The following is a 23,937-nucleotide window of genomic DNA, read 5'->3' on the forward strand; positions in this document are numbered from 1 at the left end:
TGTGGCGGTCCGCGCAAGCGCCTGCCGACGAGCTGCACGACTTTGCTCGCAGTTCATAAATATTTGTTTTTTGGGGAGAACTCCGGCGATCTATGGCGGTCTGAGGCTTCTTGGTCTGGCCGGTAAATGGCCTTTCTCGTCGCGCCGGCACTGGCGTATTGATGGCTAGGCCCGGCCCGCTCCCGGCATCTGTCGGAATGTTCCAAGCCTTGCCGAGCGGGTCGAGTGGCGCGTGGTTAGAGCAGGTCTTCCTTGCGCCATTGCTCCAGAGCCTGGGTCAGTGGCAACACCTCGCCGGGACGGCTCAGGGCGTAGCCCGGCAGCTGGCTGATCTGCGCCTGGAACTGCGGGTTCTGCAATACCTTGAGCAGGGCGCCCATGGCCGGCAGGCCGAGGCTGTCCTCGCGGCACAGCAGGCAGTAGTTTTCCCGGGCCATGGGGATGAAGGTCAGGCCGAACTGGCGCGCCGCCGCCTCGACGCCGAAACCGGCGTCGGCCATGCCGCTGGCGACATAGGCGGCCACCGCGGCGTGGGTGAACTCCTCGTTGTGGAAACCCTTGATCGCCGCGCTGTCCAGGTTGTCGCGGCGCAGCAGGCTCTCCAGCAGCATGCGCGTGCCCGAGCCCTGCTCGCGGTTGACGAAGCGCAGGTCGCCGCCCGCCAGGTCGGCCAGGCCCTCGACGCCGCGCGGATTGCCGGGAGCGAGGATCAGGCCCTGGGTGCGCATGACGAAGGTGATCACCCGCAGGTCCGGCCGCAGCCAGGGCTGGATGCGGCTCATGCTCAGGGCGCCGAGCGGGCCGAAGGGCACATGCAGGCCGGCCACCTCGCAGTCGCGGCGGTGCAGGGCGATCATCGCCTCGCTGCCGCTGCGGAACTGCACGTCCCACTCCCAGCTCGGGTCCTGTTCCAGCCATTCGCGCAGCGCCGCCACGGCGAAGCCGTGGCTGGCGAAGATGCGCAGGCCCGGGTTGCCGGCCTGCAGCACCCGGTTGAGCTCCAGTTCCAGCTCGCCGGCCAGGTTGTCCAGTTGCGGCGACAGGCGTGCGCGAATCCGTTGGTCGGCCCACAGCAGCTTCTCCCCTAGCGGCGCCAGGCGTGCGCCCTTGCCGCGCTCCAGGTCGATCAGCGGGCTGCCGAAGAACGCCTGCCACTTGCCCAGCAGGTTCCAGGCGTGACGGTAGGAGTAGCCGACCCGGGCGGCGGCCTCGGTGAGCTTGCCGGTGTCGTGCACCGCCTGCAGCAGTTCCAGGCCCTGGGGGTCGAGGCTGCTGCCGTCACCCTGGTGGAAGCGCCAGCGAGGTTGGATTTCGATACGGATCATATGCTCGGTACTTCATATTTGATCGGGGGGTAGCCCATGATACTTTGCCTCATCGGGACTTTTCTGTACCCGAGTATAAGAACTTTATTTCATATGTGGCGAGCCGATAGGCACCGCCAGAGATAACCGGTCCATCTACCGTGAATGGATCGAGTCGTCTCCCCGACAGCACCGGCTATGCCTGCCGGCTGGAGCAACGAACATGGCCACTCTTCCCCAGCGCTTCGACCCCGAGCAGTGCCAGGCCGTTACCCGTGAGGTACTGGCCGCCCACCGTGGTCAGCCCGGCGCACTGCTACCCATCCTCCACGACATCCAGGACCGCCTCGGCGCCGTGCCGCCCGAGCTGCTGCCGATGATCGCCGAGGACCTCTGCCTGTCGCGCGCCGAGGTGCATGGGGTGGTCAGCTTCTACCACGACTTCCGCGCCAGCCCGCCGGGCCGCCAGCACCTCAAGCTGTGCCAGGCCGAGGCCTGCCAGTCGATGGGGGTCAAGGCGCTGACCGCCGAGCTGGAGGACAAGCTGGGCCTGCAACTGGGCGAGACCCGCGAGGACGGCAGCCTGACCTTCGAGGCGGTGTACTGCCTGGGCAACTGCGCCTGTGCGCCGAACGCCATGCTCAACGGTGAGCTGCACGGCCGGGTCGACGCCGAGGACCTGCTGGCCCTGCTGGCAGAACAGGAGGCACAGGCATGAGCGAGGCGAACATGAAAGCAGGCACCCTGACCGTCTACGTACCGCGTGACGCCACCGCCCTGAGCCTAGGTGCCGACCGCGTGGCCCAGGCCATCGCCGCCGAGGCCAAGGCGCGCAACCTGGACATCAAGCTGGTGCGCAACGGCTCGCGCGGGCTGTTCTGGCTCGAGCCCATGGTGGAGGTGGCGACTCCGGCCGGCCGCGTGGCCTATGGCCCGGTCAAGGCCAAGGACGTGCCGGGCCTGTTCGACGCCGGCTTCCTCGAAGGCAAGGAACATGCCCTGGGCCAGGGCCTGACCGAGGAGATCGACTACCTCAAGCGTCAGGAGCGCCTGACCTTCGCCCGTGCCGGTATCACCGATCCGCTGTCGCTGGAGGACTACATCGCCCACGACGGCTACCGCGGCCTCAAGCGCGCCCTGGGCATGAGCCCCGAGACGATCGTCGCCGAGGTCACCGAGTCCGGCCTGCGCGGCCGTGGCGGCGCGGCCTTCCCCACCGGGATCAAGTGGCGCACCGTGCTCGGCTGCCAGGCTGAGCAGAAGTACATCGTCTGCAACGCCGACGAGGGCGACTCCGGCACCTTCTCCGACCGCATGGTGATGGAAGACGACCCCTACGTGCTGATCGAGGGCATGACCATCGCCGGTCTCGCCGTCGGCGCGACCAAGGGTTACATCTACCTGCGTTCCGAATACCCCCATGCCGAGGCGGTGCTGCTTGAGACCATCAGCCGTGCCACCGCCGCCGGCTACCTGGGCGACGACGTGCTCGGCAGCGGCAAGGCCTTCCACCTGGAGCTGCGCCGCGGCGCCGGCGCCTACATCTGTGGCGAGGAAACCGCGCTGCTGGAGAGCATCGAAGGCAAGCGCGGCACCGTGCGGCCGAAGCCGCCGCTGCCGGCCATCGAGGGCCTGTTCGGCCAACCGACGGTGATCAACAACGTGATCTCCCTGGCCTCGGTGCCGATCATCCTCGACAAGGGCGGCGCCTACTACAAGGACTACGGCATGGGCCGCTCGCTCGGCACCCTGCCGATCCAGCTGACCGGCAACATCGCCCGCGGCGGCCTGATCGAGAAGGCCTTCGGCGTCACCCTGCGCGAGCTGCTCTACGAATACGGCGGCGGCTCGGCCAGCGGTCGGCCGATCCGCGCGGTACAGGTCGGCGGCCCGCTGGGCGCCTACCTGCCGGAGTCGCAGTTCGACACCCCGCTGGACTACGAGGCCTTCGCCGCCCTCGGCGCGGTGCTCGGCCACGGCGGCATCGTGGTGTTCGACGACACCGTCGACATGGCCGACATGGCCCGCTACGCCATGGAGTTCTGCGCGGTCGAGTCCTGCGGCAAGTGCACCCCGTGCCGGATCGGTTCGACCCGCGGCGAAGAGCTGCTCGAGCAGATCATCGTGGCCCGTTCCGAAGGCCCGCAGCCGGGTCGCATCGAGCTGCTCAAGAGCCTCTGCGACACCATGCTCGGCGCCTCGCTCTGCGCCCTCGGCGGCATGACGCCTTATCCGGTGATGAGCGCTATCAACCACTTTCCCGAGGACTTCGGGGTGTCGCCAGACACCACCGAAGCCCGCTGATCCGGAGGCGTCCTCATGGCCCTGTATCGTGAACTCGACTATGGCACCCCCGCCCGTACCGGCGCCCCGGTAACGGTGGAAATCGACGGCACCGCCATCACCGTGCCGGCCGGCACCTCGGTGATGCGCGCGGCCCAGGAGGCCGGTATTTCCGTGCCCAAGCTGTGCGCCAGCGACAGCCTCGAGCCGTTCGGCTCCTGCCGCCTGTGCACCGTGGAAATCGAAGGCCGCCGCGGCTATCCGGCGTCCTGCACCACCCCGGTGGAGCCGGGCATGAAGGTGCGCACGCAGAGCCCGAAGCTGGCCGAACTGCGCCGCGGCACCATGGAGCTGTACATCTCCGACCACCCGCTGGACTGCCTGACCTGCTCGGCCAACGGCAACTGCGAGCTGCAGGACATGGCCGGCGTGGTCGGCCTGCGCGAGGTGCGCTACGACCCGGTGAAGACCCACCTGGCCGAGGCCAAGGACGAGTCCAACCCCTATTTCAGCTACGACCCGGCCAAGTGCATCGTCTGCAACCGCTGCGTGCGCGCCTGTGAAGAAGTGCAGGGCACCTTCGCCCTGACCATCGACGGTCGCGGCTTCGATTCGCGGGTGGCCGCCGGCCAGGACGAGGACTTCCTCGACTCCGAGTGCGTGTCCTGCGGCGCCTGCGTGCAGGCCTGCCCGACCGCCACGCTGATGGAAAAGTCGGTGATCGAGATGGGCCAGGCCGAGCGCAGCGTCACCACCACCTGCGCCTACTGCGGCGTCGGCTGCTCGTTCAAGGCCGAGGTCAAGGGCAACGAAGTGGTGCGCATGGTGCCGAACAAGGATGGCCACGCCAACCACGGTCACTCCTGCGTCAAGGGCCGCTTCGCCTGGGGCTACGCCACCCACCCGGACCGGATCAAGGCGCCGATGATCCGCGACAGCATCGACCAGCCCTGGCGCACCGTCAGCTGGGACGAGGCGATCGGCTACGCGGCCAAGCGCTTCAAGGACATCCAGGCACAGTATGGGCAGAACGCGGTCGGCGGCCTGACCTCCTCGCGCTGCACCAACGAAGAAGCCTACCTGGTGCAGAAGCTGGTGCGCGCCGCGTTCGGCAACAACAACGTCGACACCTGCGCCCGCGTCTGCCATTCGCCGACCGGCTACGGCCTCAAGGTCACCCTCGGCGAGTCCGCCGGGACCCAGGACTTCGACTCGGTGCTGGCCGCCGACGTGGTGCTGGTGATCGGCGCCAACCCCACCGACGGCCACCCGGTATTCGCCTCCCAGCTCAAGCGCCGCCTGCGCGAGGGCGCCAAGCTGATCGTCGCCGACCCGCGTGGCATCGACCTGGTGCGCAGCCCGCACATCAAGGCCGAGCATCACCTGCAGTTGCGCCCCGGCAGCAACGTCGCCCTGCTCAACAGCCTGGGCCACGTCATCGTCACCGAGGGCCTGGTCAACGAAGCCTTCGTCGCCGAGCGTTGCGAGGCCGAGGCCTTCGAGCAGTGGCGCGACTTCGTCGCCGACGCACGCCACAGCCCCGAGGCCATGGAAGCCAACACCGGCGTGCCGGCCGCCTCGGTGCGCGCCGCGGCGCGTCTGTACGCCACCGGCGGCAACGCGGCGATCTACTACGGCCTGGGCGTGACCGAACACAGTCAGGGTTCCTCGACCGTGATGGCGATCGCCAACCTGGCCATGGCCACCGGCAACATCGGTCGCGCCGGCGTCGGCGTCAACCCGCTGCGCGGGCAGAACAACGTGCAGGGCTCCTGCGACATGGGCTCCTTCCCCCATGAGTTGCCGGGCTACCGCCACGTCTCCGACCCGGTGATCCGTCCGCAGTTCGAACAGGCCTGGGGCGTGTCCTTGCTCGACGAGCCGGGCCTGCGCATCCCCAACATGCTGGCCGCCGCCCATGCCGGCACCTTCAAGGGCATCTACATCCAGGGCGAGGACCCGGCGCAGTCCGATCCGGACACCCAGCACGTCACCGACGCGCTGAAGGAAATGGAATGCGTGGTGGTGCAGGACCTGTTCCTCAACGAGACCGCCAAGTTCGCCCACGTGTTCCTGCCGGGCGCCTCGTTCCTCGAGAAGAACGGCACCTTCACCAACGCCGAGCGGCGTATCTCGCCGGTGCGCAAGGTGATGCCGCCGCTGGCCGGCAAGGAAGACTGGGAAGTCACAGTGGCGCTGTCCAATGCCCTCGGCTACCCGATGAACTACAGCCACCCGTCGCAGATCATGGACGAGATCGCCAGCCTGACCCCGACCTTTACCGGGGTCAGCTACGCCAAGCTCGAGCGCATGGGCAGCATCCAGTGGCCGTGCAACGACGAGGCGCCGGACGGCACGCCGATCATGCACGAGGACGCCTTCGTGCGCGGCAAGGGTCGCTTCATGGTCACCGAGTACATCCCGACCGAGGAGCGCACCTCGCGCAAGCGCCCGCTGATCCTCACCACTGGGCGCATCCTCTCGCAGTACAACGTCGGCGCGCAGACCCGCCGCACCTCGAACAGCTCCTGGCACTCCGAGGACGTGCTCGAACTGCATCCGGTGGACGCCGAGGACCGCGGCATCAAGGACGGCGACTGGGTCGGCATCAACAGCCGCGCCGGCGAGACCGTGATGCGCGCGGTGGTGACCGAGCGCATGCAGCCGGGGGTGGTCTACACCACCTTCCACCATCCGGAGTCCGGCGCCAACGTGATCACCACCGACAACTCGGACTGGGCGACCAACTGCCCCGAGTACAAGGTCACCGCGGTGCAGGTGAGCAAGGTCGAGGCGCCGTCCGAATGGCAGAAGGAGTTCCAGAGCTTCACCCAGGAGCAGCTCGACTTCCTGCCGCGGATCAAGGTGACCCAGCTCTGACCGACGCCGGCGGGCCCTCCGGGTGAGGGCCCGCCGACATTCTTCCTCCACTCTTCGAGCGCAAAGAGGTTCGCAGATGGGCATGAACGCCACGCAACTGATCAAGATGGCCAACCAGATCGGCGCCTTCTTCGCTTCCCAGCCGAATCCCGCGCAGGCCCGCGCGGATTTCGCCCTGCACCTGAAGAAGCAATGGGACCCGCAGATGCGCACCGCGCTCTACGCGCACATCGACGCCAGCAGCGGCGAGGGCCTGAGCCCCTTCGTCCTCGAGGCCATGCAGGGTGAGCGCGAGCATATCGAGCCGGTGGCCCGCAGCGCCTGATCGATCATTCGGCACCTGGCGTGGTTCAGGTACCACGCAAAACAAAGAGCCCGCGAAATGCGGGTTTTTTGTTCGCGGTTATGGACGGCGAAAAAGGGCTGCTGACCACGCAGGCAGCTCATGCCCGATTAGGTGGCTACGCCCCTTCAGTCCGTTCTAGGCGTAAACCTCGTCGTTTAGCGATCTTTGATGAGCGCACAGTACAAAGCCCAGCGTTGACTGGGCTCTGTACTGTGCGGGCAAGGGGTTAAGAGATTTGTCGACCGCTTGCTTATTCTTCAGCAGTGATCGGCGTGGGAACCCGGTTGTTCACCGCGGGAATGCTCTGCAGGTAGGCAAAGATCGCTGCCAGGTCGCCGTCCGTCATATTCCGGTACACCTGAATCGGCATGGGCGGTAAGACCGGCCTTCCACGGCCCAGGTGACGGCCCGTGCGGATGGTCTCGATAAAGTTGCGTTCGGTCCACTTGCCCAGCCCCGTTTCCTTGTCCGGCGTCAGGTTGGCCGTGAAGCTGACGCCCCAGGGGCCCGCCCAGGCGGTGTTGGTGGCCGCACCGCTGACCAGCCAGGGGCCTTCGGGCAGCTTGGGCGCGGGGGGCATCTGCAGCGACTGGGGATGACCGGACAGCGCCCGGCTCATGTCCGGCGCCGGACCGTCCGGCCCCATGACCCAGGGCGTATGGCAATCATGGCAGCCCGCTGTATCGACCAGGTATTTGCCACGGGTCACGCTGGCCGTCGAGTACTCGGAATGGCTCTGCACCGTGTCACTCGCCGCCAGCGCGGCGCTGGTCATGAAAGCCAGATACAGCACTGAGGCACTGTGAAGAACTGCGCTTGTGATTCTCATGGTGAAATCTCCTGTAGGAATGGAAGGTCGTGCACGATCCACTGCTCGATCAGAGCGTTGGCTTGGGCATCCGTCCGCGCCGTGCCGAGCGGAGGCATTTGCAGTACGGGGTTGCGTGAGCGCATCCGCGCCAAGAGCAGGCTGCGTGCTGCGTCACCGGGAACGATGCGCGTGTCCAGATTGTTCAGGCGCGACTCGCTCAACCGGCCTACGGTGGCGCGCAGGCTGCGTTCGGCGTCGGCGGCCGAGCCGGCGCCCTGGTTCAAACTCAGCTCCAGCAGCGCCAGCGGTCCGGACGCGTTATGACAGTGGCCACAATTACCGTGTAGATAGCCCAGGGCTGCCCGTTCCGTCGGTGTCCTGGCGGCGATGCGCGGCGGCTGCTCGAGCAGTGCCCGTGGCAGGTTGCGCAGCAGTCCGCGCGTCAACAGTTGCTCAAGGTCGACAGTGTCGGCCTCGTCAGTTGCGCTGTGCAGTGCCAGCCCATCCCGGTCCGGTGACAGCTGCAGGGCGCTGAAACCCAGTACCGGCACCGGGCCGGCCTCATGGCAGCCGCGGCAATCATCGCGCGAGGGCACGGCGTAGCGGCCGCCCGGCGCCGCGGCGACGGCCAGGGCCGCGCCAATTTCCGGGGCCAGCGTCGCATCCCGGCCATCGGCTTCCCAGATATAGGCCGCGTAGCGCCAGGAACCGTCCGCCAGGCGCTCGATAAAGCGCGTTTCCACCGGCCGGCCGGCGTAGGCAAACTCCTTCCACAGTCTTGTGCCCTCGGGGAAAACCCAGGAATCCGGGGTCGCGGCATCGATGGCCAAGCCCGTTGGCAATGACAGCCAGCGGCGTTTGTCGGCGCCGTCGGACCACAGGGGGTATTGCGGTGCGAAGGGCAACAGGCCGTTTGCTATAGCGCGGGATTCCGGTGCGAACAGCCCGGTTTCGCTGAGCAGCTTCGGAGGGGCGCTCGCCGGATCTGTCGCCGGCCGCGCGAGGCTTAGGGCCGGCGAAAGGCCAAGCGCCGCGGCGAGTACGGCAGGCCACCAAGGCATCTCGGCCCGCTGTTTCATGGCCGTGGGTCCGCCAGCAGCGCACGAATCAGGGCGCCTTGCAGGGCGCCGTCGGAGGCGACAACGGCAATGCACGGACTTGGGCTCATGGCAGCGTTCTCCACACTCATTGTGTCTGCTGGCCAGCGCTACGGCACCGCCAGCGCCGACGTCTCTACAGTGGCTAGATGGGCGCACTCTATTGGCACTTAGCAGCGGGATAAACGGCGATACACTGAACGAATAATTCGTCGATTCGGAACAATGAGATGGACCAGCTGGCCTGCATGCGGATCTTCGTCAGGGTGGTCGAACACGGCGCCTTCGTCCGGGCCGCCGATAGCCTGAATATGTCCCGTGCTTCGGTAACCACCGCCGTGGCGCAACTGGAGGAGCGCCTGGGCGTGCGCCTGTTAAACCGCACGACACGGCGACTCAGCCTGTCCGAGGAGGGGCGCGCCTACTATCAGGACTGCGTGCGCATACTCGGGGATATCGCGGAAGCCGAAGACAACCTGTCCAGCGCACGCGCCCTGCCCCGTGGCCGCCTGCGGGTGTCCGTCGCCCAATCCATCGTGCCCCTGGCCTTCTTTGTGAATCTGGCGCAATTCATGGCGAACTACCCCGATCTTGCGGTAGATGTGATCATCACCGATCGCTCGGTAAACCTCGTCGAGGAGGGCATCGACTGCGCGCTGCGCAGCGGCAGAATTCCGGAGGACGCCGATCTGGTCGCGCGAAAACTGACCAGGGTGCGCTGGCTTGTTTGCGCTGCACCCAGCTATCTCGCGGGGCGCGGCGTACCGGAGTGCATCGCGGACTTGTCCCGGCACGACTGTATCCAGTTCGTGTCACCCTCGACTCGGCGTGGGTGTGACTGGCAGTTCGAAGAGAGCGGTAAACGGGTCGCCTTTACGCCTCGGGGCAGGCTGCGGCTCACCTCCCTGGATGCGACGATCGCCGCGGCGGTCGCCGGGTTGGGGGTGGCCCACGTCCCGGAGCCACTGGTGCAGGACGCCATTCTGAGCGGCCAGTTGCATCCGTTCCTGACCGAGCATGCGGTCGAGGCCCTGCCGCTGATGCTCGTCTATCCGGGTAGTCGCTACCTGCCGGCGAAGGTGCGCGCCTTTGTCGAGTTCTTCGAGAGAGCCTATCCGAAGGAGGGGGCGTGGCCGAAGATTGCAGCCGGCCTCAGGAGGGACTGAAAGGTTTCGTCGCGCAATTTAGTTCGTCGCTTCAAAGGCGAGTCATCCATCAGGATTGACGGCACGAACGGCCCAGCCGCCTGCTCTGGACCTTTGGCCTGCCAGTCGGGCCGTACCTTCACCTAAGCAGGCGGACAATGGCCGCTACCTTAGGCTTCAGTCTCTGCTTCGGCCGGCGCCGGGCTGTACACCCGCGGGGCGCTGTGGTGCGGCAGGTGGATCAGGTTGAGGTGGTGGCGGCGTGCCCATTGCACGGTGAGGCTGGTCGGTGCCGACAGGCTGACCAGGGTGCCGATCCTGGCGCGCACCGCCTTGTGGATCAGTTCCAGGCTGCAGCGGCTGGTGACCAGGGCGAAGCCCGGCTGCGGCTCAAGGCGCTCGCGCAGCAGGGCGCCGATCAGCTTGTCCAGGGCGTTGTGGCGGCCGATGTCCTCGCGGCACAGGCGAATCTCGCCGCTGCCGTCGACGAAGGCCGCGGCATGCAGGGCACCGGTCTGCCGGGCCAGGCGCTGCACGCTGCCGATGCGCTCGCGCAGCCCCTGCAGGTGTTCGGCCGGCGGCAGCGGGCTGGCGGTCAGGGTGTCGAGTTGCGGCAGTGCCTGTTCCAGTGCCTCGACGCCGCACAGGCCGCAGCCGCTGGTGCCGGCCAGGTTGCGCCGTTGCTGCTTGAGGGCCCAGAAGGCGCGGCTGCTGATCTGCACCTCGGCGCTCAGGGCGGCGCCGGCGCGCTTGACCTGGATGTCGTAGATGTCGTCGAGGCCGTCGACCAGGCCGCCGCTGAGGCTGAAGCCGGCGACGAAGTCCTCCACCGCCGAGGGCGAGACCATCATCACCGCGTGGCTGATGCCGTTGTAGCTGATCGCCAGGGCACACTCCTCGGCCAGCACCGCCTCGCCGCGCGCGCCGGCGCCATCCAGTTCCTGGTAGGCGTAGGCATCCCGGGGCTGGTCGTTGCTGCTTTCGCCTGTCGGCGATTCGAGTGCGGCGCGCGGCATGTTCGGCGTTCCGTAAGGGCTATGGGCCTAGCCTAAGCCCGTGGGGCGCGGGCGTCTAATGTCGCGCGCGGCGATGCCGAGCGCAGGCAGCCGCGGGTCGCTTTTGCCGACGGCCGGGGGCGGTTCATGGCAGCAGCGCGCGGTAATCCTCGACCGCGGCGAATTCCTCGGTGTCCTTCGGCCCCTGGCGGCTGTCCGGCTGGCGCACCGCTAGCAGGTGGGCGACGCCGAACTCGCGGGCGCTGCGCAGCACCGGCAGGCTGTCGTCGATGAACAGGCTGCGCGCCGGGTCGAAGGTCAGGTCCTGGCGCAGGGCGTGCCAGAACTGCTGGTTCTCCTTGGGGAAGCCGTAGTCGTGGGAGCTGATCAGGCGCTCGAAGTAGGGCGCCAGCTCGATGCGCTCGAGCTTCAGCGACAGCGAGTCGCGGTGGGCGTTGGTGATCAGCACCACCTGCTTGCCGGCGGCGCGCAGGGCTTTGAGGAAGGTGTCGGCGTCCGGGCGCAGGGCGATCAGCTCGGCCACCTCGCGCTTGAGCTCGCGGATCGACAGCTTCAGCTCGCGGGTCCAGAAGTCGGTGCAGTACCAGGTCAGCTGGCCGGCATGTTCGCGGAACAGCGGCAGCAGCTCGGCGTCGGCCAGTTCACGGCTTATGCCGTGGTGCTCGGCGTAGCGCCGCGGCAGGTGCTCGAGCCAGAAGTGGTTGTCGAAGTGCAGGTCGAGCAGGGTGCCGTCCATGTCCAGCAGGACGGTGTCGATCTCGCTCCAGGGTAACGGCGGCATGGCAGGGTCTTCGGCGTCTGGTGCGGAGTCTGTCGCGATTCGGTCGGCGGCCGTCGTCCATCGCGCAATCTCCGGCGGGGCTAATGGAAAAAGCCGGGGTATGATAACCCGCCCGGTCATGCCAAGGAGCCGCACCATGCGCCAGAAGCCCACCGTACTCGCCCGCGAGATAGTCGCCAGCAGTCGCCTGTTCCGCGTCGAGGAGTTGCAGCTGCGTTTTGCCAACGGCGTGGAGCGCACCTACGAGCGCCTGGTCGGCAAGGGCGTCGGCTACGGCGCGGTGATGGTGGTGGCGATGGCCGACGCCGAGCATGCGCTGCTGGTCGAGGAGTATTGCGGCGGCACCGACGCGTACGAGCTGTCGCTGCCCAAGGGCCTGATCGAGCCGGGCGAGGACGTGCTGGCGGCGGCCAACCGCGAGCTCAAGGAGGAGGCTGGCTTCGGCGCCCGCCAGCTCGAACACCTCACCGAGCTGAGCCTGTCACCCGGCTACATGAGCCAGAAGATCCAGGTGGTGCTGGCCCGCGATCTCTACGAGGAGCGCCTGCCGGGCGACGAGCCGGAGCCGATGCGGGTGGACCGGGTCAACCTGCGCGAGCTGTCGAGCCTGATGCAACATCCCCAATTCAGCGAGGGGCGCGCCCTGGCCGCCCTGTACCTGGCGCGCGACCTGCTCAGCCAACGAGGAGACTTCGTCCTGTGAACCACCCCCTGATTCCCGCGGTGATCCAGCTGGTCCGCGCCGCCGGCAAGGCGACCCTGCCGCACTGGCGCGCCGGCGTGACCGTCACCGAGAAGGCCGATGCCTCGCCGGTGACCGCGGCCGACATGGCCGCCCACCATCTGCTGGCCGATGGCCTGCGGGCGCTGGACGCGAGCATCCCGGTGTTGTCCGAGGAGGCGGCCAACATTCCCCTGAGCGAGCGCAGCGGCTGGAGCCGTTGGTGGCTGGTCGACCCGCTGGACGGCACCAAGGAGTTCATCGCCGGTTCGGAGGAGTTCACCGTCAACGTCGCGCTGATCGAGCGCGGACGGGTGGTGTTCGGCGTGGTCGGCATCCCGGCCAGTGACCGCTGCTATTACGGCGGCGCCGGGCTGGGAGCCCGCAGGGTCGAGGCCGATGGCACGGAGCAGGCGATCAGCGTGCGCCTGGCGCCGGCGCAGGCTTTCACCCTGGTCGCCAGCCGCCGCCATTCGAGCCCGGCCCAGGAGCGCCTGCTTGAGGGCCTCGGCGAGCGTTTCGGCGACCTGCAGCTGACCAGTGTCGGCAGTTCGCTGAAGTTCTGCCAGCTGGCCGAGGGCTTGGCCGACTGCTATCCGCGCCTGGCACCGACCTCGCAGTGGGATACCGCCGCCGCCCAGGGCGTGCTGGAGGGGGCCGGTGGCGAGGTGCTGACGCTCAAGGGCGAGACGCTGACCTACGAGGCCCGCGAGTCCCTGCTCAACCCGTCCTTCCTGGCCCTGCCGGTCGCCGCCGAATGGCGCGCCGAACTGATCCAGCTGGCCCGCGCCCTGGACTGATACTCAGTGGGATGAGGTAGCCCGGATTGCATCCGGGCTACGGGGTTTCGCTGCGCTCAACATCTCTCGCAAGGCCGCCTAAAGCCGCCGTAGGGTGCGCCGCGCGCACCACAGCAGGGGCAATCAATGCGCCGCGCAGGACTGACCCTGCGCGGATCAGTCGAGCATGTCGCGGTAGCGGTCGTCCTGCTTGAACACCAGGGGCTGGGCGAAGCCGGGCACCTTGACCTGGGTGTCGCCCAGCTCGATGGCCTGATCGTCGATCAGGTCGTTGCCGAAGTTGTAGATGATGTCCAGCTGGCCCAGCAGCGCCTGCTGGTCGTACTGCCGGGCGGCGGCGCGGGTCTGCTCGCGGCGCGCGCAGTAGTCGGCGAAGGCCGCTTCGCCATGGCGCTTGCGCAGCATGCGCTCGACCACATGGGGCGCCAGCACCACGCCGCTGGCGTTGTTGCCGCCGAAGCCCTTGGAGTTGATAAAGCACACGTCCAGCGCCTGCTCGCCGACTTTGCGGTCCTCGGTGGCGATGCTCAGGTGCTGCTGATGGACGTCGTCGGCGACCCCGTCGATGGTCTTGATCCCCGGAATCACCCCGTACTTGAAGCTGCCCAGGGCGGCGATCAGCTGGTCGCCGCTGGCGGTGGCCAGGGAGTGGCCGACGAACGCCTTGACCGCGGTGACCGGCCACTGCTCGATGGCGAAGGCGGCGGCGATGCGGTCGAGCAGCTCGGACTCGGTGACCCGGTTGGCCGGGGTGCTGGAGCCGTGGGCGTGGATGAAGCTGCGCTGGCGCACGGCGTCGCTGCCCAGCAGCTGCACGGCGCTGGCCACGGCCTTGGCCATGGTCAGGTAGTTGCCCGGGCCGGGGGCGGAGATGGACTTCTTGAAGCCGTCGGCATTGATGAACACGTCCGGCACCGCGCCGTGGATGTCGGCGCCCAGCTCGAGGGCCAGGGCGTCGTCCATCAGCACCACGAACTGGCAGGCCTCGGCCAGGGTGAAGCCGCAGTTCTCGCCGAACGGGCGGCTGGCGCGGCGGAAGTCCACCTGCTCCTTGCCCTCGATCTGGCGCAGGCCGTCTTCGGTGGCCAGGGCGCCCATGGCGCCGTAGCCCTCGATGCACTCCTGGTTGATCGGCGCCTCGCTGCTGCCGACTATCACCACCCGCGCCTTGCCGGTGGCGATCTGCTCGATGCCCTTCTGCAGGTTGTAGAGGAAGGTGGCGCAGGCGCCGGTGATGGCGCCGGTGGTGCCGACGCTGCCGAGCACGTAGGCGTTGATGAAGTCCGCCGGCATGGTGTTGAGGCCCAGGGCCAGCTGCTTGGCGGTGACCCGGCCGCCCTTGAGGCGCGACTGCATCAGGCCGCCGAAGCCGTTCTCGTCGAGCTGGCTCATGATGCAGCTGGCGAACACGGCGATCTCGTCCGGGGCCACGCGGTCGACGATCGACTGCCAGGGCAGGCCGGTGGAGCGCAGGGCGTCGGTCACCCCGACTATGGCCATGCTCAGGCCGCGCGGGTGGAAGCGCGAGTTGTACAGCTCGGCCGGCTCGAAGCCGCTGGGCAGCTGGCCAGCGGACTTGACTGGCAGGGCGCGGTAGCTGTCGACCTTGAATTCGCAGTTGTCGTGCAGGGTGACGCGCACCTCGGCGGCGTTGAGCTCCTCGACCGTCCAGTTGGCCGGCAGCGGTTCGGGCAGTTGCTTGCGGCTGGCGATAAAACTCAGCTGACTGCCCGGGGTCTCGCTGAGGGTGATGCTCTTCTGCCAGTGGGCGGCGTCGACGTCCAGGTAGCTCTTCTCGATGCGCCGCACCAGGGTCGAGGCGAGGATCTGTTCACCCAGGCGCGCGTCGATCTCGGCCAGGCTCAGGCTCTTGCCGTCCTGGTCCTGGTAGACGCCGTCGACCACCCGCAGCAGCTTCATCATCACCGCCAGGCCGGCGAGGGTTTCCTGGCGCGCCTGGGTATCCATGGATTCGAGCACGGTGCGACGGAAGCCATGGTGAAAGGAGCTGCGCCCGGCAGCGTTGTAACCACCAAAGCCAACGATCACGGGTAAGCGAGATATCACGTGGGAAACTCCTTCAAATGAATTCGTCAGGACAGGCGCGGCTGACGCGGTGCCGGCTTGTCGCACGGGACGGGAGCCCTCTGGCCCGCGCAAGGGCCGTAGGGGCGAGCGCCGGCTCGACTGTTCGGATGCCTATGCTGACGAGGTTAATGACCTGTGAGTCACGGCTTCGACCAAGGTAGGGCTTGGATAAAGCCCTACCGCTGCTAGGGTTAATGGCGCCCAAGCTTGAGCTGGAGAACAACAATGAACAGCGTCAACCCTTACGAACACGGCATGCCGCGCGATGCGGCGAACTTCCAGGCACTCAGTCCGCTGAGCTTCATCGAGCGGGCGGCCAGCGTCTACCCGCAGCGCCTGGCGCTGATCAACGGTCGTCTGCGCCAGTCCTGGGGCGACACCTACAGCCGCTGCATCCGCCTGGCCTCGGCTCTGGCCGGGCGCGGCATCGGCCTGGGCGACACGGTGGCGCTGATCGCGCCCAACGGCCCGGCACTGTTCGAGGCACACTTCGGTGTGCCCATGTGCGGCGCGGTGCTCAACGCCATCAACACGCGCCTGGATGCCGAGGCGATCGCCTTCATTCTGCAGCACGGCGAGGCCAAGGTACTGCTGGTCGACAAGGAGTTCGGCGAGCTGGTGCAGCGCGCCGTCGCCCAACTGAGCAATCCGCCGCTGATCATCGGCATCGACGACCCGGAATATGCCGCCGGCCTGCTGCTCGGCGAGCTGGACTACGAGGCGCTGCTGGCCGAGGGCGATCCCGATTACGCCTGGCAGATGCCGGCAGACGAATGGCAGGCCATCGCCCTCAATTACACCAGCGGCACCACCGGCAACCCCAAGGGGGTGGTCTACCACCACCGCGGCGCCCATCTCAACGCACTGTCCAACGCGCTGTGCTGGGACATGCAGCGCTTCCCGGTATACCTGTGGACCCTGCCGATGTTCCACTGCAACGGCTGGTGCTTCCCCTGGGCCCTGGCCGCCTACGTCGGCACCAGCGTATGCCTGCGCCAGGTGCGCGCCGAGGCGATCTACCCGCTGCTGGCCGAACACGGCGTCGACCACTTCTGCGGCGCGCCCATTGTGCTGAACATGCTGGCCAACGCCGCCGATGAACTGAAGGCGCTAAAGACCCGGCCGGTCAAGGTGCTGACCGCCGGTGCGGCGCCACCGGCGGCGGTAATCGAGGCCATGGAGGCCCTGGACTTCCGCGTCACCCACGTCTACGGCCTGACCGAGACCTACGGCCCCAGCGTGGCCTGCGAGTGGAAGGCCGAGTGGGATGGCGAGAGCGCGGAACAGCGCGCGCGCCTCAAGTCCCGCCAGGGCGTGCGCGCGCCGCTGCTCGACGGCCTGATGGTGGCCGACCCGGATACCCTGCAGCCGGTGCCCAAGGACGGCCAGAGCATCGGCGAGATATTCATGCGCGGCAACGTAGTGATGAAGGGCTACCTGAAGAATCCCACGGCCACCGCCGAGGCCTTCGCCGGCGGCTGGTTCCACTCCGGCGACCTGGCGGTGTGGCATGCCGACGGCTATGTGGAGATCAAGGACCGCTCCAAGGACATCATCATCTCCGGCGGCGAGAACATCTCCTCCATCGAGGTGGAGGACGTGCTCTACCGCCATCCGCAGATTCTCGAGGCCGCGGTGGTGGCCATGCCCAGCGCCAAGTGGGGCGAGACCCCCTGCGCCTTCGTCACCCTCAAGCCGGGCGCAGAGCTCAGCGCCGAGGCGGTGATCGCCTTCTGCCAGGAGCGCATGGCGCGCTTCAAGGCGCCGGGCTGTGTGGTATTCACCAACCTGCCGAAGACCAGCACCGGCAAGGTGCAGAAGTTCGTCCTGCGCGAGCAGGCCAGGGCCATGGCGGCGGGCGGGCAGACGGCGGCCTAGGCGGTTCCGGGCGCCGCTTAGCTAAGCGAAGGCGCAGTAGCTACAGGTAGCCCGGATGCAATCCGGGGTTGGTTGGCGGCATGGCACCGCCGCCCCGGATTGCAGCCGGGCTACTGGGTCTGGATATCAGTGAAGAAAAGCCCGGCGCTAAGGCCGGGCGGAGTGGCTACAGGAGGAGCCAGGGTGGCGGGGTTCAGTTCATCCCCAGCCAGTTCGGCAGGGCCATGGATACGGCCGGGATGTAGGTGATCACCAGCAGGAAGCTCAGCAGCAGCATCAGCCACGGCCAGGCGGCGCGGATCACCGAGGTCAGCGGCATGCCGGTCACCGCCGAGGTGACGAACAGGTTCAGCCCCACCGGCGGGGTGATCAGGCCGATCTCCATGTTCACCACCATGATGATGCCCAGGTGGATCGGGTCGATGCCCAGCTGCACGGCGATCGGGAAGAGGATCGGCGCGAGGATCAGGATGATCGCCGAGGGCTCCATGAAGGCGCCGGCGATCAGCAGCACGATGTTCACCACCAGCAGGAACTGCCAGGGCTGCAGGCCCATCTCGATCACCCAGGCGGTGATGGTCTGGGGGATCTGCTCGGTGGTCAGCACGTGGGCGAAGAGCATGGCGTTGGCGATGATGAACATCAGCATGATGGAGAGCTTGCCCGACTCCAGCAGCACCTTGGGGCACTCGCGGATGGTCATGTCCTTGTACACGAACAGTGCCACGAAGCCGGCGTAGACCGCCGCCACCGCAGCCGCCTCGGTGGGGGTGAACATGCCCGAGTAGATGCCGCCGAGGATGATCACCATCAGCAGCAGGCCCCAGATCGCCTTGCGCCCGGTGGCGATCAGCTCGCGCAGGCTGGCCCGCGGCATGGCCGGCAGGTTCATCTTGCGCGCGACGATGTAGATCGCCACCATCAGCGCCACGCCGAGCAGCAGACCGGGGACCACGCCGGCCATGAACAGCTTGCCCACCGACTGCTCGGTGGCCGCGGCGTACACCACCATGACGATCGATGGCGGGATCAGGATGCCCAGGGTGCCGGCGTTGCAGACGATGCCGGCGCCGAAGGCCTGGGGGTAGCCGGAGCGCACCATGCCGGCGATGGCGATGGAGCCGACCGCGGCCACGGTCGCCGGCGAGGAGCCGGACAGCGCGGCGAACAGCATGCAGGCCAGCACCGCGGAAATCGCCAGGCCGCCGCGGATATGGCCGACGCAGGCGTTGGCGAAGTCGATCAGGCGCCGGGCCACGCCGCCGGTGGTCATGAAGGCGCCGGACAGCAGGAAGAACGGAATGGCCAGCAGGGTGTAGTGCTCGCTGGTCTCGAACAGCTTGATCGCCAGCGAGCGCACCGAGTCGGGACTGAACAGCATGATGGTCATGGAGCCGGCCAGGCCGAGGGACACGGCGATCGGCACGCCGATGAACATCAGCAGGAACAGCAGGGCGAAGAGGAACAGGATGGTCATGGCTTGGAGTCCTTCTTCGTGTCGTCATCGTGCTCGGTCAGCTTCATCGCCTCGGCGGCCTCGTCGGCCAGGCCCAGGCCGGTCTGCTGGTTGCGCAGGATGCGCACGAAGATTTCGAGGAAGCGGATGAACACCATGGCGTAGCCGAACGGCACGATGGCATTGATGTACCACTGCTGGATGCCGTAGTGGCCGAGGTCCTCGGCGCCGATGTCGGCGATCAGCAGGGTGCGCACCCAGTCGAAGCTGGCCACGCTGATCAGGCCGGCGTAGCCCAGGCAGCACAGGCAGGCGATCAGGCCGATGATCCGCTGGGTGGGCTTCTTGGCCAGCTTGACCAGGGCGTCCACGCCGATATGCCCGGCCGTGCGTACGCCATAGGCCAGGCCGAAGAAGATCAGCCAGGCGAACAGCGCCTTGGTCAGGGCGATGCTCCAGGTCATGGCCTGGGCCATCTCGATCACGTTGTCACCGATGGCGAAGAACAGCTCGCTGGCCGCCGGCCAGCTGTCGCCGAGGCTGTAGAACACCGTGTAGAGGTTGTTGAGGATCACATAGACGAATGTCACTAGCGTCATGGTGCCCAGCAGGAAGGCGATAAAGCCCTCCTCGAAGTGGTCCCAGACGCGCCGCAAGGCGTTCATCGTTCGAGTCTCCCGGTGAACAGAAAGGAAAAGCACGGGGTGGGTCGGGCGTAGGCGTCGACCACACCGGGTGTGGCGAGGCGCTGTCGGCGACAGCGCCGTTATGCCGCCCGGGCGGGAAGTCCGGCCGCGGGCGGCGTCGCCCTTACTGCTGGTTCGCCGCGTCGGCCGCCTTGATCAGGTCGGCGCCGATTTCCGCTTCGAACTTGCTCCAGACCGGCTTCATGGCGTCGCGCCACTGGCCGCGTTGCTCCGGGGTGAGCATGATGATCTCGCTGGTGCCGGCGGCGACGATGGCCTGCTTGGCTTCCTGGTTCAGGGCGTCGGCCTGCTTGTTCACCTCGGCGGCGACTTCGACGTTGATCTTCTCCAGTTCGCTGCGCACATCGGCCGGCAGTTCGTTCCAGAACTTGGTGTTGGTGATCAGCATATAGTCCAGCACGCCGTGATCGGACTCGGTGATGAACTTCTGCACTTCGTGCATCTTCTGCGAGTAGATGTTCGAGTAGGGGTTCTCGGCACCGTTGACCACGCCGGTCTGCAGGCCCTGGTAGACCTCGGCGAAGCTCATCTTGCGCGGGTTGGCGCGCACGGCCTTGAACTGCTCCTCGAGCACGGCGCTGGCCTGCACGCGGAACTTCAGGCCGCGGGCATCCTTCGGCTCACGCAGGGCCTTGTTGGCCGACAGCTGCTTCATGCCGTTGTGCCAGTAGCCGAGGCCGGTGATGTTCTTGCTTTCCATGGATTTGAGCAGCGCCTGGCCTTCGGCGCTCTGCTGGAAGCGGTCGACCGCATTGATGTCGTTGAACAGGAAGGGCAGGTCGAATACCTGCAGCTGCTTGGTGTACTGCTCGAACTTGGCCAGGGACGGCGCGATCAGCTGCACGTCGCCGAGCAGCAGGGCTTCCATTTCCTTGCCGTCGCCGAACAGCGAGGAGTTGGCGTAGACCTCGACCTGGACCTTGCCCGGCAGACGTTCTTCGGCGAGCTTCTTGAACAGCAGCGCGCCCTGGCCTTTCGGGGTGTTTTCGGCGACCACGTGGGAGAACTTGATGACGATGGGATCGGCCGCCTGGGCCAGGCCGGCGATGGTCAGGGACAGGGCGCACGCCAGCGCCTTGGCAGTCAGTTTGAACATGTGAGTGCTTCCTCTTGTTGTGCTTATCGCGTTGAGCGCCGCAGCGCCGGAAACGGGCGAACAGGTTCCAGTCTAGGCGGCCTGTCGGAACACGACGGACGCTGGGCAGCATTGGCCTGGACTCGAGCCTGGTGGATCGCCTGAGAGGAGCAGAGCAACCGCCGTGCCAGTCCATGGGCAGGCGCTGCGCCAGGCCCTTTTACAGCTGGTGGATGGCGCATTAGAGGGGGGGCGGGACGCTTACCGGGGAACAGGGGGCAGCCAACTCGAGGGCTGCGCCCGCGGATCTGGCGGATATCCGCCAGTCATTCGGTCTCGTCTGGCGAGCTTCCGCCAGCATCGGCGAAACTCAGGCCGTGCTTGCGCAGCTTGTCGTGCAGGGTCTTGCGCGGCACGCCGAGGGCCTCGGCCAGGCTGCGCAGCGAGTTGTGGGGGCGGCTCAGCTCGGCGGCGATCAGGGCGCGCTCGAAGGCTTCCACCTGCTCGCTGAGACTGCCGCTCGGCGTCGCGTCGTCGCTTCGTGCCTGGGATTCGAGTTGCAGGCCGAGGTCCAGATCCAGGCCCAGGGCGAAGCGCTCGGCGACGTTCTGCAGCTCGCGCACGTTGCCCGGCCAGGGATGGCGCAGCAGCTGCGCGCACTGGGCCGATTGCAGCTCGCGCAGCGGCAGGCCGTGGCGGCTGCCGGCGGCGTCGGCGAAGTGCTGGAACAGCAGCAGGATGTCGTCGCCGCGCTCGCGCAGCGGCGGGATGCGCAGCGGCGCGACGTTCAGCCGGTAGTACAGGTCGGCGCGAAAGCGTCCCTGGTCGGCGGCCTGGCGCAGGTCTTCCTTGGTCGCGGCGATCACCCGGATGTCCAGGGGGATCAGCTGGTTGCCGCCTAGGCGTTCGACCACCCGTTCCTGCAGCAGGCGCAGCAGCTTGACCTGCACCTCCAGGCTCATGCTCTCGATCTCGTCGAGGAACAGGGTGCCGCCGTTGGCGAACTCGAACTTGCCGATGCGGCGCTTCTGCGCGCCGGTGAAGGCGCCCGGCTCGTGGCCGAACAGCTCGCTTTCCACCACCGACTCGGCCAGGGCGCCGGCGTTGATCGCCACGAAGGGCCCGCCGCGGCGACTGGACAGATCGTGCAGGGCGCGCGCCACCACTTCCTTGCCGGCCCCGGTTTCACCGAGGATCAGCACGTCCGCGGCGATTCCGGCCAGGGCGCCGATCTGCTCGCGCAGGCGCAGCATGGCGGCAGACTGGCCGACCAGGCGGGCCGACAGCTCGTTGCGGTCGCTCAGGGCCAGGCGCAGGCTGCGGTTGTCCAGCACCAGGCGGCGCAGGGCCAGGGCGCGGCGCACGCTGTCGAGCAGGTGCTCGCTGGGGAAGGGCTTCTCGAGGAAGTCGTAGGCACCGGCGCGCATCGCCTGGACCGCCAGGGGCACGTCGCCGTGGCCGGTGATCAGCAGCACCGGCAGCTCCGGGTCCTGCTGGTGCAGCTGTTCGAGCAGCTGCAGGCCGTCGATGCCCGGCATGCGGATATCGCTGACCACCACCCCCGGCCAGTCGCGCTCGATGCGCGCGGCGGCGCCCTGGGCATCGGCCAGGCTGGCGACCTTGAGGCCGGCCAGGTCGAGGGTCTGGCTCAGGGCCTGGCGCAGGTGGGGATCGTCGTCGATCAGCAGGACCTGGGTGCGGGCGTCGAGGGGCAGGGTCATGGGGCAGAGTCCTCAGGCGGCTGGATATTCACGCCGTGCTCGGCGGTGCGCAGGCGCAGGGTCAACAGAGCGCCGCCGGCGGGGTGGTTGGCCAGCAGCAGCTCGCCACCCAGGGCACGCATCAGGGTATCGCAGATCGCCAGGCCCAGGCCGAGGCCCTGGGCACTGGTCTTGGTGGTGAAGAAGGGCTCGCGGGCGCGTTGCAGGGCCTCGGCGGAGAAGCCCGGGCCATTGTCGCGCAGCTGCAGTTCGACGCCCTCGGCGGTGCGTCCGGCGCTGAGCCACAGGCGCCGCGGCGGCGGCACTTCGGCCAGGGCATCGAGGGCATTGGCCAGGAGGTTGCCGAGCACCTGGCGCAGGCGGGTCTCGCCGGCCTGGACCCACAGGGTGGCGTCCGGCAGGTCGCGAATCAGCTCGACCTGCAAGCCCCGCCGGCGCTTGGCCAGCAGCGCCAGGGCATCGTCGATGGCCGGCTGCAGGGCGACGCTCTCCGGGGCGTGGCGATCGCGGCGGGCGAAGGCGCGCAGGTGGGCGATGATCGAGGCCATGCGCTCGGTGAGCTGGCTGATCAGCCGCAGGTTCTCGCGGGCGTCCGCGCCGCGCTGGTGGTCGAGCAGCACGCCGGCGTTGTCGGCATAGCTGCGGATCGCCGCCAGGGGCTGGTTGAGCTCGTGGCTGATGCTCGCGCTCATGGTGCCGAGGGCCGACAGCTTGCCGGCCTGGACCAGCTCGTCCTGGGCGCGCACCAGCTCCTGCTGGGCCTGCTCGCGTTCCAGCACCTCCTGCTTCAGGCGGCTGTTGAGCCGCTCCAGGTCCTGGGTGCGCTCCTGCACGCGCTGCTCCAGCTGCTGGCGGGCTCGCGCATCCAGGGCGATGCGCTCGAGGTAGTGGCGGCGCCGTTGCATCAGCAGGCCGAGCAGCAGGATGAGCACCAGCAGCGCGGCGCCGCCGATGGCAACGGCCGCGCGCACGGGGCGGTCGAGCAGGCTGCGCGGCGCGAGAATGCTGGCCGTCCAGCCGATGTCCTCCAGGTCGCGGGTCTGGCGCAACCAGGCGCTTTCATCGAGGCGCAGCGGCGGCGGCGACTGGATCAGGTAGGGCTGGGTGTCGGCGATGGTCGCCCGCTCGGCCTTGTCCAGCTTGCGGGTGGCATGGAAGCGCCAATCGGCGTTGGAGGTGAGAATCACCACGCCATGGTTGTCGGTCACCAGCAGCTGTTCCGGGCGACTGCCCCAGAGGGTTTCGCTGTGGTCCAGGTCGACCTTGACCACCAGCACGCCGATGATCTGCCGCCCCTCGCGCACCGGAGAGGCGAAGAAATAGCCGCGCTTGCGCGAGGTGGTGCCGAGGCCGAAGAAGCGCCCGGCGCGGCCCTGCATGGCCTCGATGAAATAGGGCCGGTAGGAAAAATTGCGCGCGACGAAGCTGTCCGGCCGCTGCCAGTTGGAAGCCGCCAGGGTCTGGCCGTCGACGTCCATCAGGTAGATCACGTCGGCGCCGGTCTGCTGCTGCAGGTCGTCGAGCAGACGGTTTGCGCGCTCGCGCAGCGGGGCCTGGTCGGCCTCCAGCAGCAGCTGGCGCAGCGCCGGCAGCTGGCTGAGGATCGGTGGCAGCACCTCATAGCGGCGCAAGGTGCCGAGCAGGTTGGCCACGTAGAGATCGAGGGTCTGGCCGCTCTGCCTGTCCAGCGCGTCATGGTAATAGCGTTCGGCCAACTGCTGCAGGGGCCAGAGCAGCGACGCCAGGATGAGCGCCAGCAGGGCCAGGCTGCGCCAGCGCGGACGGTGAGGGTGGGCGGGCGTGGAGGGCATGGGACTCTGTCTTGGTT

The 23,937-nt window shown here is 67.7% G+C and carries 19 protein-coding genes; 8 read left to right on the forward strand and 11 right to left on the reverse strand.

Features of this window, described 5'->3' with window-relative positions; genetic code table 11:
* Positions 1-236: 236 nt before the first annotated feature.
* The gene (locus ACSX1D_RS01000) at positions 237-1,325 is read right to left on the reverse strand and encodes a substrate-binding domain-containing protein (RefSeq protein ID WP_439860595.1); all 1,089 of its coding nucleotides are present in this window, start codon (positions 1,323-1,325) and stop codon (positions 237-239) included.
* 202 nt (positions 1,326-1,527) lie between these two features.
* Here ACSX1D_RS01000 and ACSX1D_RS01005 point away from each other — a divergent pair, with 202 nt between their 5' ends.
* From ACSX1D_RS01005 to ACSX1D_RS01020, 4 genes are all read left to right on the forward strand, one after another.
* Positions 1,528-2,022, forward strand: coding sequence for a formate dehydrogenase subunit gamma (locus ACSX1D_RS01005; protein WP_208707967.1), 495 nt, complete (start codon positions 1,528-1,530; stop codon positions 2,020-2,022).
* Positions 2,019-3,608 carry a formate dehydrogenase beta subunit gene (locus ACSX1D_RS01010; RefSeq protein WP_439860596.1) on the forward strand — a complete coding sequence of 530 codons (1,590 nt, stop codon included), beginning with the start codon at positions 2,019-2,021 and terminating at the stop codon, positions 3,606-3,608. Before ACSX1D_RS01005 ends, ACSX1D_RS01010 begins: the two co-directional genes overlap by 4 nt.
* 15 nt (positions 3,609-3,623) lie before the next feature.
* A complete protein-coding gene (fdhF, locus tag ACSX1D_RS01015) occupies positions 3,624-6,467 on the forward strand; it encodes a formate dehydrogenase subunit alpha (RefSeq protein WP_439860597.1) in 2,844 nt (947 codons plus the stop codon).
* Between the two features lie 82 nt (positions 6,468-6,549).
* Positions 6,550-6,792, forward strand: coding sequence for a formate dehydrogenase subunit delta (locus tag ACSX1D_RS01020; protein ID WP_256625539.1), 243 nt, complete (start codon positions 6,550-6,552; stop codon positions 6,790-6,792).
* Between the two features lie 271 nt (positions 6,793-7,063).
* On the opposite strand, the gene ACSX1D_RS01025 is transcribed toward ACSX1D_RS01020, so the two are convergent.
* Together ACSX1D_RS01025 and ACSX1D_RS01030 are read right to left on the reverse strand one after the other, a co-directional pair.
* Positions 7,064-7,642, reverse strand: coding sequence for a c-type cytochrome (locus tag ACSX1D_RS01025; RefSeq protein ID WP_439860598.1), 579 nt, complete (start codon positions 7,640-7,642; stop codon positions 7,064-7,066).
* Positions 7,639-8,703 (reverse strand): hypothetical protein, encoded by a 1,065-nt coding sequence (locus tag ACSX1D_RS01030; RefSeq protein WP_439860599.1) that lies wholly within the window; start codon positions 8,701-8,703, stop codon positions 7,639-7,641. Before ACSX1D_RS01030 ends, ACSX1D_RS01025 begins: the two co-directional genes overlap by 4 nt.
* Before the next feature lie 248 nt (positions 8,704-8,951).
* Between ACSX1D_RS01030 and ACSX1D_RS01035 the strand changes: the two genes are divergently transcribed.
* Complete coding sequence (locus ACSX1D_RS01035) at positions 8,952-9,887, forward strand: LysR family transcriptional regulator (protein WP_439860600.1); 936 nt, start codon at positions 8,952-8,954, stop codon at positions 9,885-9,887.
* A gap of 149 nt (positions 9,888-10,036) precedes the next feature.
* On the opposite strand, the gene fdhD is transcribed toward ACSX1D_RS01035, so the two are convergent.
* Together fdhD and yrfG are read right to left on the reverse strand one after the other, a co-directional pair.
* Positions 10,037-10,882, reverse strand: a complete 846-nt coding sequence (gene fdhD, locus ACSX1D_RS01040; RefSeq protein ID WP_439860601.1) for a formate dehydrogenase accessory sulfurtransferase FdhD — start codon at positions 10,880-10,882, stop codon at positions 10,037-10,039.
* A gap of 124 nt (positions 10,883-11,006) precedes the next feature.
* Positions 11,007-11,663 (reverse strand): GMP/IMP nucleotidase, encoded by a 657-nt coding sequence (gene yrfG, locus ACSX1D_RS01045; RefSeq protein ID WP_439860602.1) that lies wholly within the window; start codon positions 11,661-11,663, stop codon positions 11,007-11,009.
* Positions 11,664-11,799: 136 nt separating this feature from the next.
* Between yrfG and nudE the strand changes: the two genes are divergently transcribed.
* Both nudE and cysQ read left to right on the forward strand, forming a co-directional pair.
* Complete coding sequence (gene nudE / locus ACSX1D_RS01050; RefSeq protein WP_208707973.1) at positions 11,800-12,366, forward strand: ADP compounds hydrolase NudE; 567 nt, start codon at positions 11,800-11,802, stop codon at positions 12,364-12,366.
* Entirely contained in the window at positions 12,363-13,184 is an 822-nt protein-coding gene (gene cysQ, locus ACSX1D_RS01055) for a 3'(2'),5'-bisphosphate nucleotidase CysQ (RefSeq protein ID WP_439860603.1), read from the forward strand. The genes nudE and cysQ overlap by 4 nt, the downstream gene beginning before the upstream one ends.
* Before the next feature lie 156 nt (positions 13,185-13,340).
* Here cysQ and ACSX1D_RS01060 read toward each other — a convergent pair whose 3' ends face one another.
* A complete protein-coding gene (locus ACSX1D_RS01060; protein ID WP_439862247.1) occupies positions 13,341-15,248 on the reverse strand; it encodes a beta-ketoacyl synthase in 1,908 nt (635 codons plus the stop codon).
* 249 nt (positions 15,249-15,497) lie between these two features.
* On the opposite strand from ACSX1D_RS01060, the gene ACSX1D_RS01065 reads away from it, so the two are divergent.
* The gene (locus ACSX1D_RS01065; RefSeq protein WP_439860604.1) at positions 15,498-17,150 is read left to right on the forward strand and encodes an acyl-CoA synthetase; all 1,653 of its coding nucleotides are present in this window, start codon (positions 15,498-15,500) and stop codon (positions 17,148-17,150) included.
* A gap of 193 nt (positions 17,151-17,343) precedes the next feature.
* Here ACSX1D_RS01065 and dctM read toward each other — a convergent pair whose 3' ends face one another.
* The 5 genes from dctM to ACSX1D_RS01090 all read right to left on the reverse strand — a co-directional run bounded on the left by dctM (position 17,344) and on the right by ACSX1D_RS01090 (position 23,920).
* Positions 17,344-18,627 (reverse strand): TRAP transporter large permease, encoded by a 1,284-nt coding sequence (gene dctM / locus ACSX1D_RS01070; protein ID WP_208707976.1) that lies wholly within the window; start codon positions 18,625-18,627, stop codon positions 17,344-17,346.
* Positions 18,624-19,271 carry a TRAP transporter small permease gene (locus ACSX1D_RS01075; RefSeq protein ID WP_439860605.1) on the reverse strand — a complete coding sequence of 216 codons (648 nt, stop codon included), beginning with the start codon at positions 19,269-19,271 and terminating at the stop codon, positions 18,624-18,626. Before ACSX1D_RS01075 ends, dctM begins: the two co-directional genes overlap by 4 nt.
* Positions 19,272-19,416: 145 nt before the next feature.
* A complete protein-coding gene (gene dctP / locus ACSX1D_RS01080) occupies positions 19,417-20,409 on the reverse strand; it encodes a C4-dicarboxylate TRAP substrate-binding protein DctP (protein ID WP_439860606.1) in 993 nt (330 codons plus the stop codon).
* A 305-nt stretch (positions 20,410-20,714) separates the two neighbouring features.
* Positions 20,715-22,109, reverse strand: coding sequence for a sigma-54-dependent transcriptional regulator (locus ACSX1D_RS01085; RefSeq protein ID WP_439860607.1), 1,395 nt, complete (start codon positions 22,107-22,109; stop codon positions 20,715-20,717).
* The gene (locus tag ACSX1D_RS01090) at positions 22,106-23,920 is read right to left on the reverse strand and encodes a sensor histidine kinase (RefSeq protein ID WP_439860608.1); all 1,815 of its coding nucleotides are present in this window, start codon (positions 23,918-23,920) and stop codon (positions 22,106-22,108) included. Before ACSX1D_RS01090 ends, ACSX1D_RS01085 begins: the two co-directional genes overlap by 4 nt.
* Between the last annotated feature and the right edge of the window lie 17 nt (positions 23,921-23,937).

Source organism: Pseudomonas sp. MBLB4136 (assembly GCF_051904765.1).
In the GTDB taxonomy this organism is placed as follows: Bacteria; Pseudomonadota; Gammaproteobacteria; order Pseudomonadales; family Pseudomonadaceae; genus Aquipseudomonas.

What these genes read in the sequence shown, in the direction of transcription:
- ACSX1D_RS01090 (WP_439860608.1), bottom strand. Translation starts at nt 23,920, where the DNA reads ATGCCCTCCACGCCCGCCCACCCTCACCGTCCGCGCTGGCGCAGCCTG.
- ACSX1D_RS01085 (WP_439860607.1), bottom strand. Translation starts at nt 22,109, where the DNA reads ATGACCCTGCCCCTCGACGCCCGCACCCAGGTCCTGCTGATCGACGAC.
- ACSX1D_RS01035 (WP_439860600.1), top strand. Translation starts at nt 8,952, where the DNA reads ATGGACCAGCTGGCCTGCATGCGGATCTTCGTCAGGGTGGTCGAACAC.
- dctM (WP_208707976.1), bottom strand. Translation starts at nt 18,627, where the DNA reads ATGACCATCCTGTTCCTCTTCGCCCTGCTGTTCCTGCTGATGTTCATC.
- fdhF (WP_439860597.1), top strand. Translation starts at nt 3,624, where the DNA reads ATGGCCCTGTATCGTGAACTCGACTATGGCACCCCCGCCCGTACCGGC.
- yrfG (WP_439860602.1), bottom strand. Translation starts at nt 11,663, where the DNA reads ATGCCGCCGTTACCCTGGAGCGAGATCGACACCGTCCTGCTGGACATG.
- nudE (WP_208707973.1), top strand. Translation starts at nt 11,800, where the DNA reads ATGCGCCAGAAGCCCACCGTACTCGCCCGCGAGATAGTCGCCAGCAGT.
- ACSX1D_RS01010 (WP_439860596.1), top strand. Translation starts at nt 2,019, where the DNA reads ATGAGCGAGGCGAACATGAAAGCAGGCACCCTGACCGTCTACGTACCG.
- fdhD (WP_439860601.1), bottom strand. Translation starts at nt 10,882, where the DNA reads ATGCCGCGCGCCGCACTCGAATCGCCGACAGGCGAAAGCAGCAACGAC.
- ACSX1D_RS01025 (WP_439860598.1), bottom strand. Translation starts at nt 7,642, where the DNA reads ATGAGAATCACAAGCGCAGTTCTTCACAGTGCCTCAGTGCTGTATCTG.
- ACSX1D_RS01030 (WP_439860599.1), bottom strand. Translation starts at nt 8,703, where the DNA reads ATGAAACAGCGGGCCGAGATGCCTTGGTGGCCTGCCGTACTCGCCGCG.
- ACSX1D_RS01075 (WP_439860605.1), bottom strand. Translation starts at nt 19,271, where the DNA reads ATGAACGCCTTGCGGCGCGTCTGGGACCACTTCGAGGAGGGCTTTATC.
- ACSX1D_RS01020 (WP_256625539.1), top strand. Translation starts at nt 6,550, where the DNA reads ATGAACGCCACGCAACTGATCAAGATGGCCAACCAGATCGGCGCCTTC.
- ACSX1D_RS01005 (WP_208707967.1), top strand. Translation starts at nt 1,528, where the DNA reads ATGGCCACTCTTCCCCAGCGCTTCGACCCCGAGCAGTGCCAGGCCGTT.
- ACSX1D_RS01000 (WP_439860595.1), bottom strand. Translation starts at nt 1,325, where the DNA reads ATGATCCGTATCGAAATCCAACCTCGCTGGCGCTTCCACCAGGGTGAC.
- ACSX1D_RS01065 (WP_439860604.1), top strand. Translation starts at nt 15,498, where the DNA reads ATGAACAGCGTCAACCCTTACGAACACGGCATGCCGCGCGATGCGGCG.
- dctP (WP_439860606.1), bottom strand. Translation starts at nt 20,409, where the DNA reads ATGTTCAAACTGACTGCCAAGGCGCTGGCGTGCGCCCTGTCCCTGACC.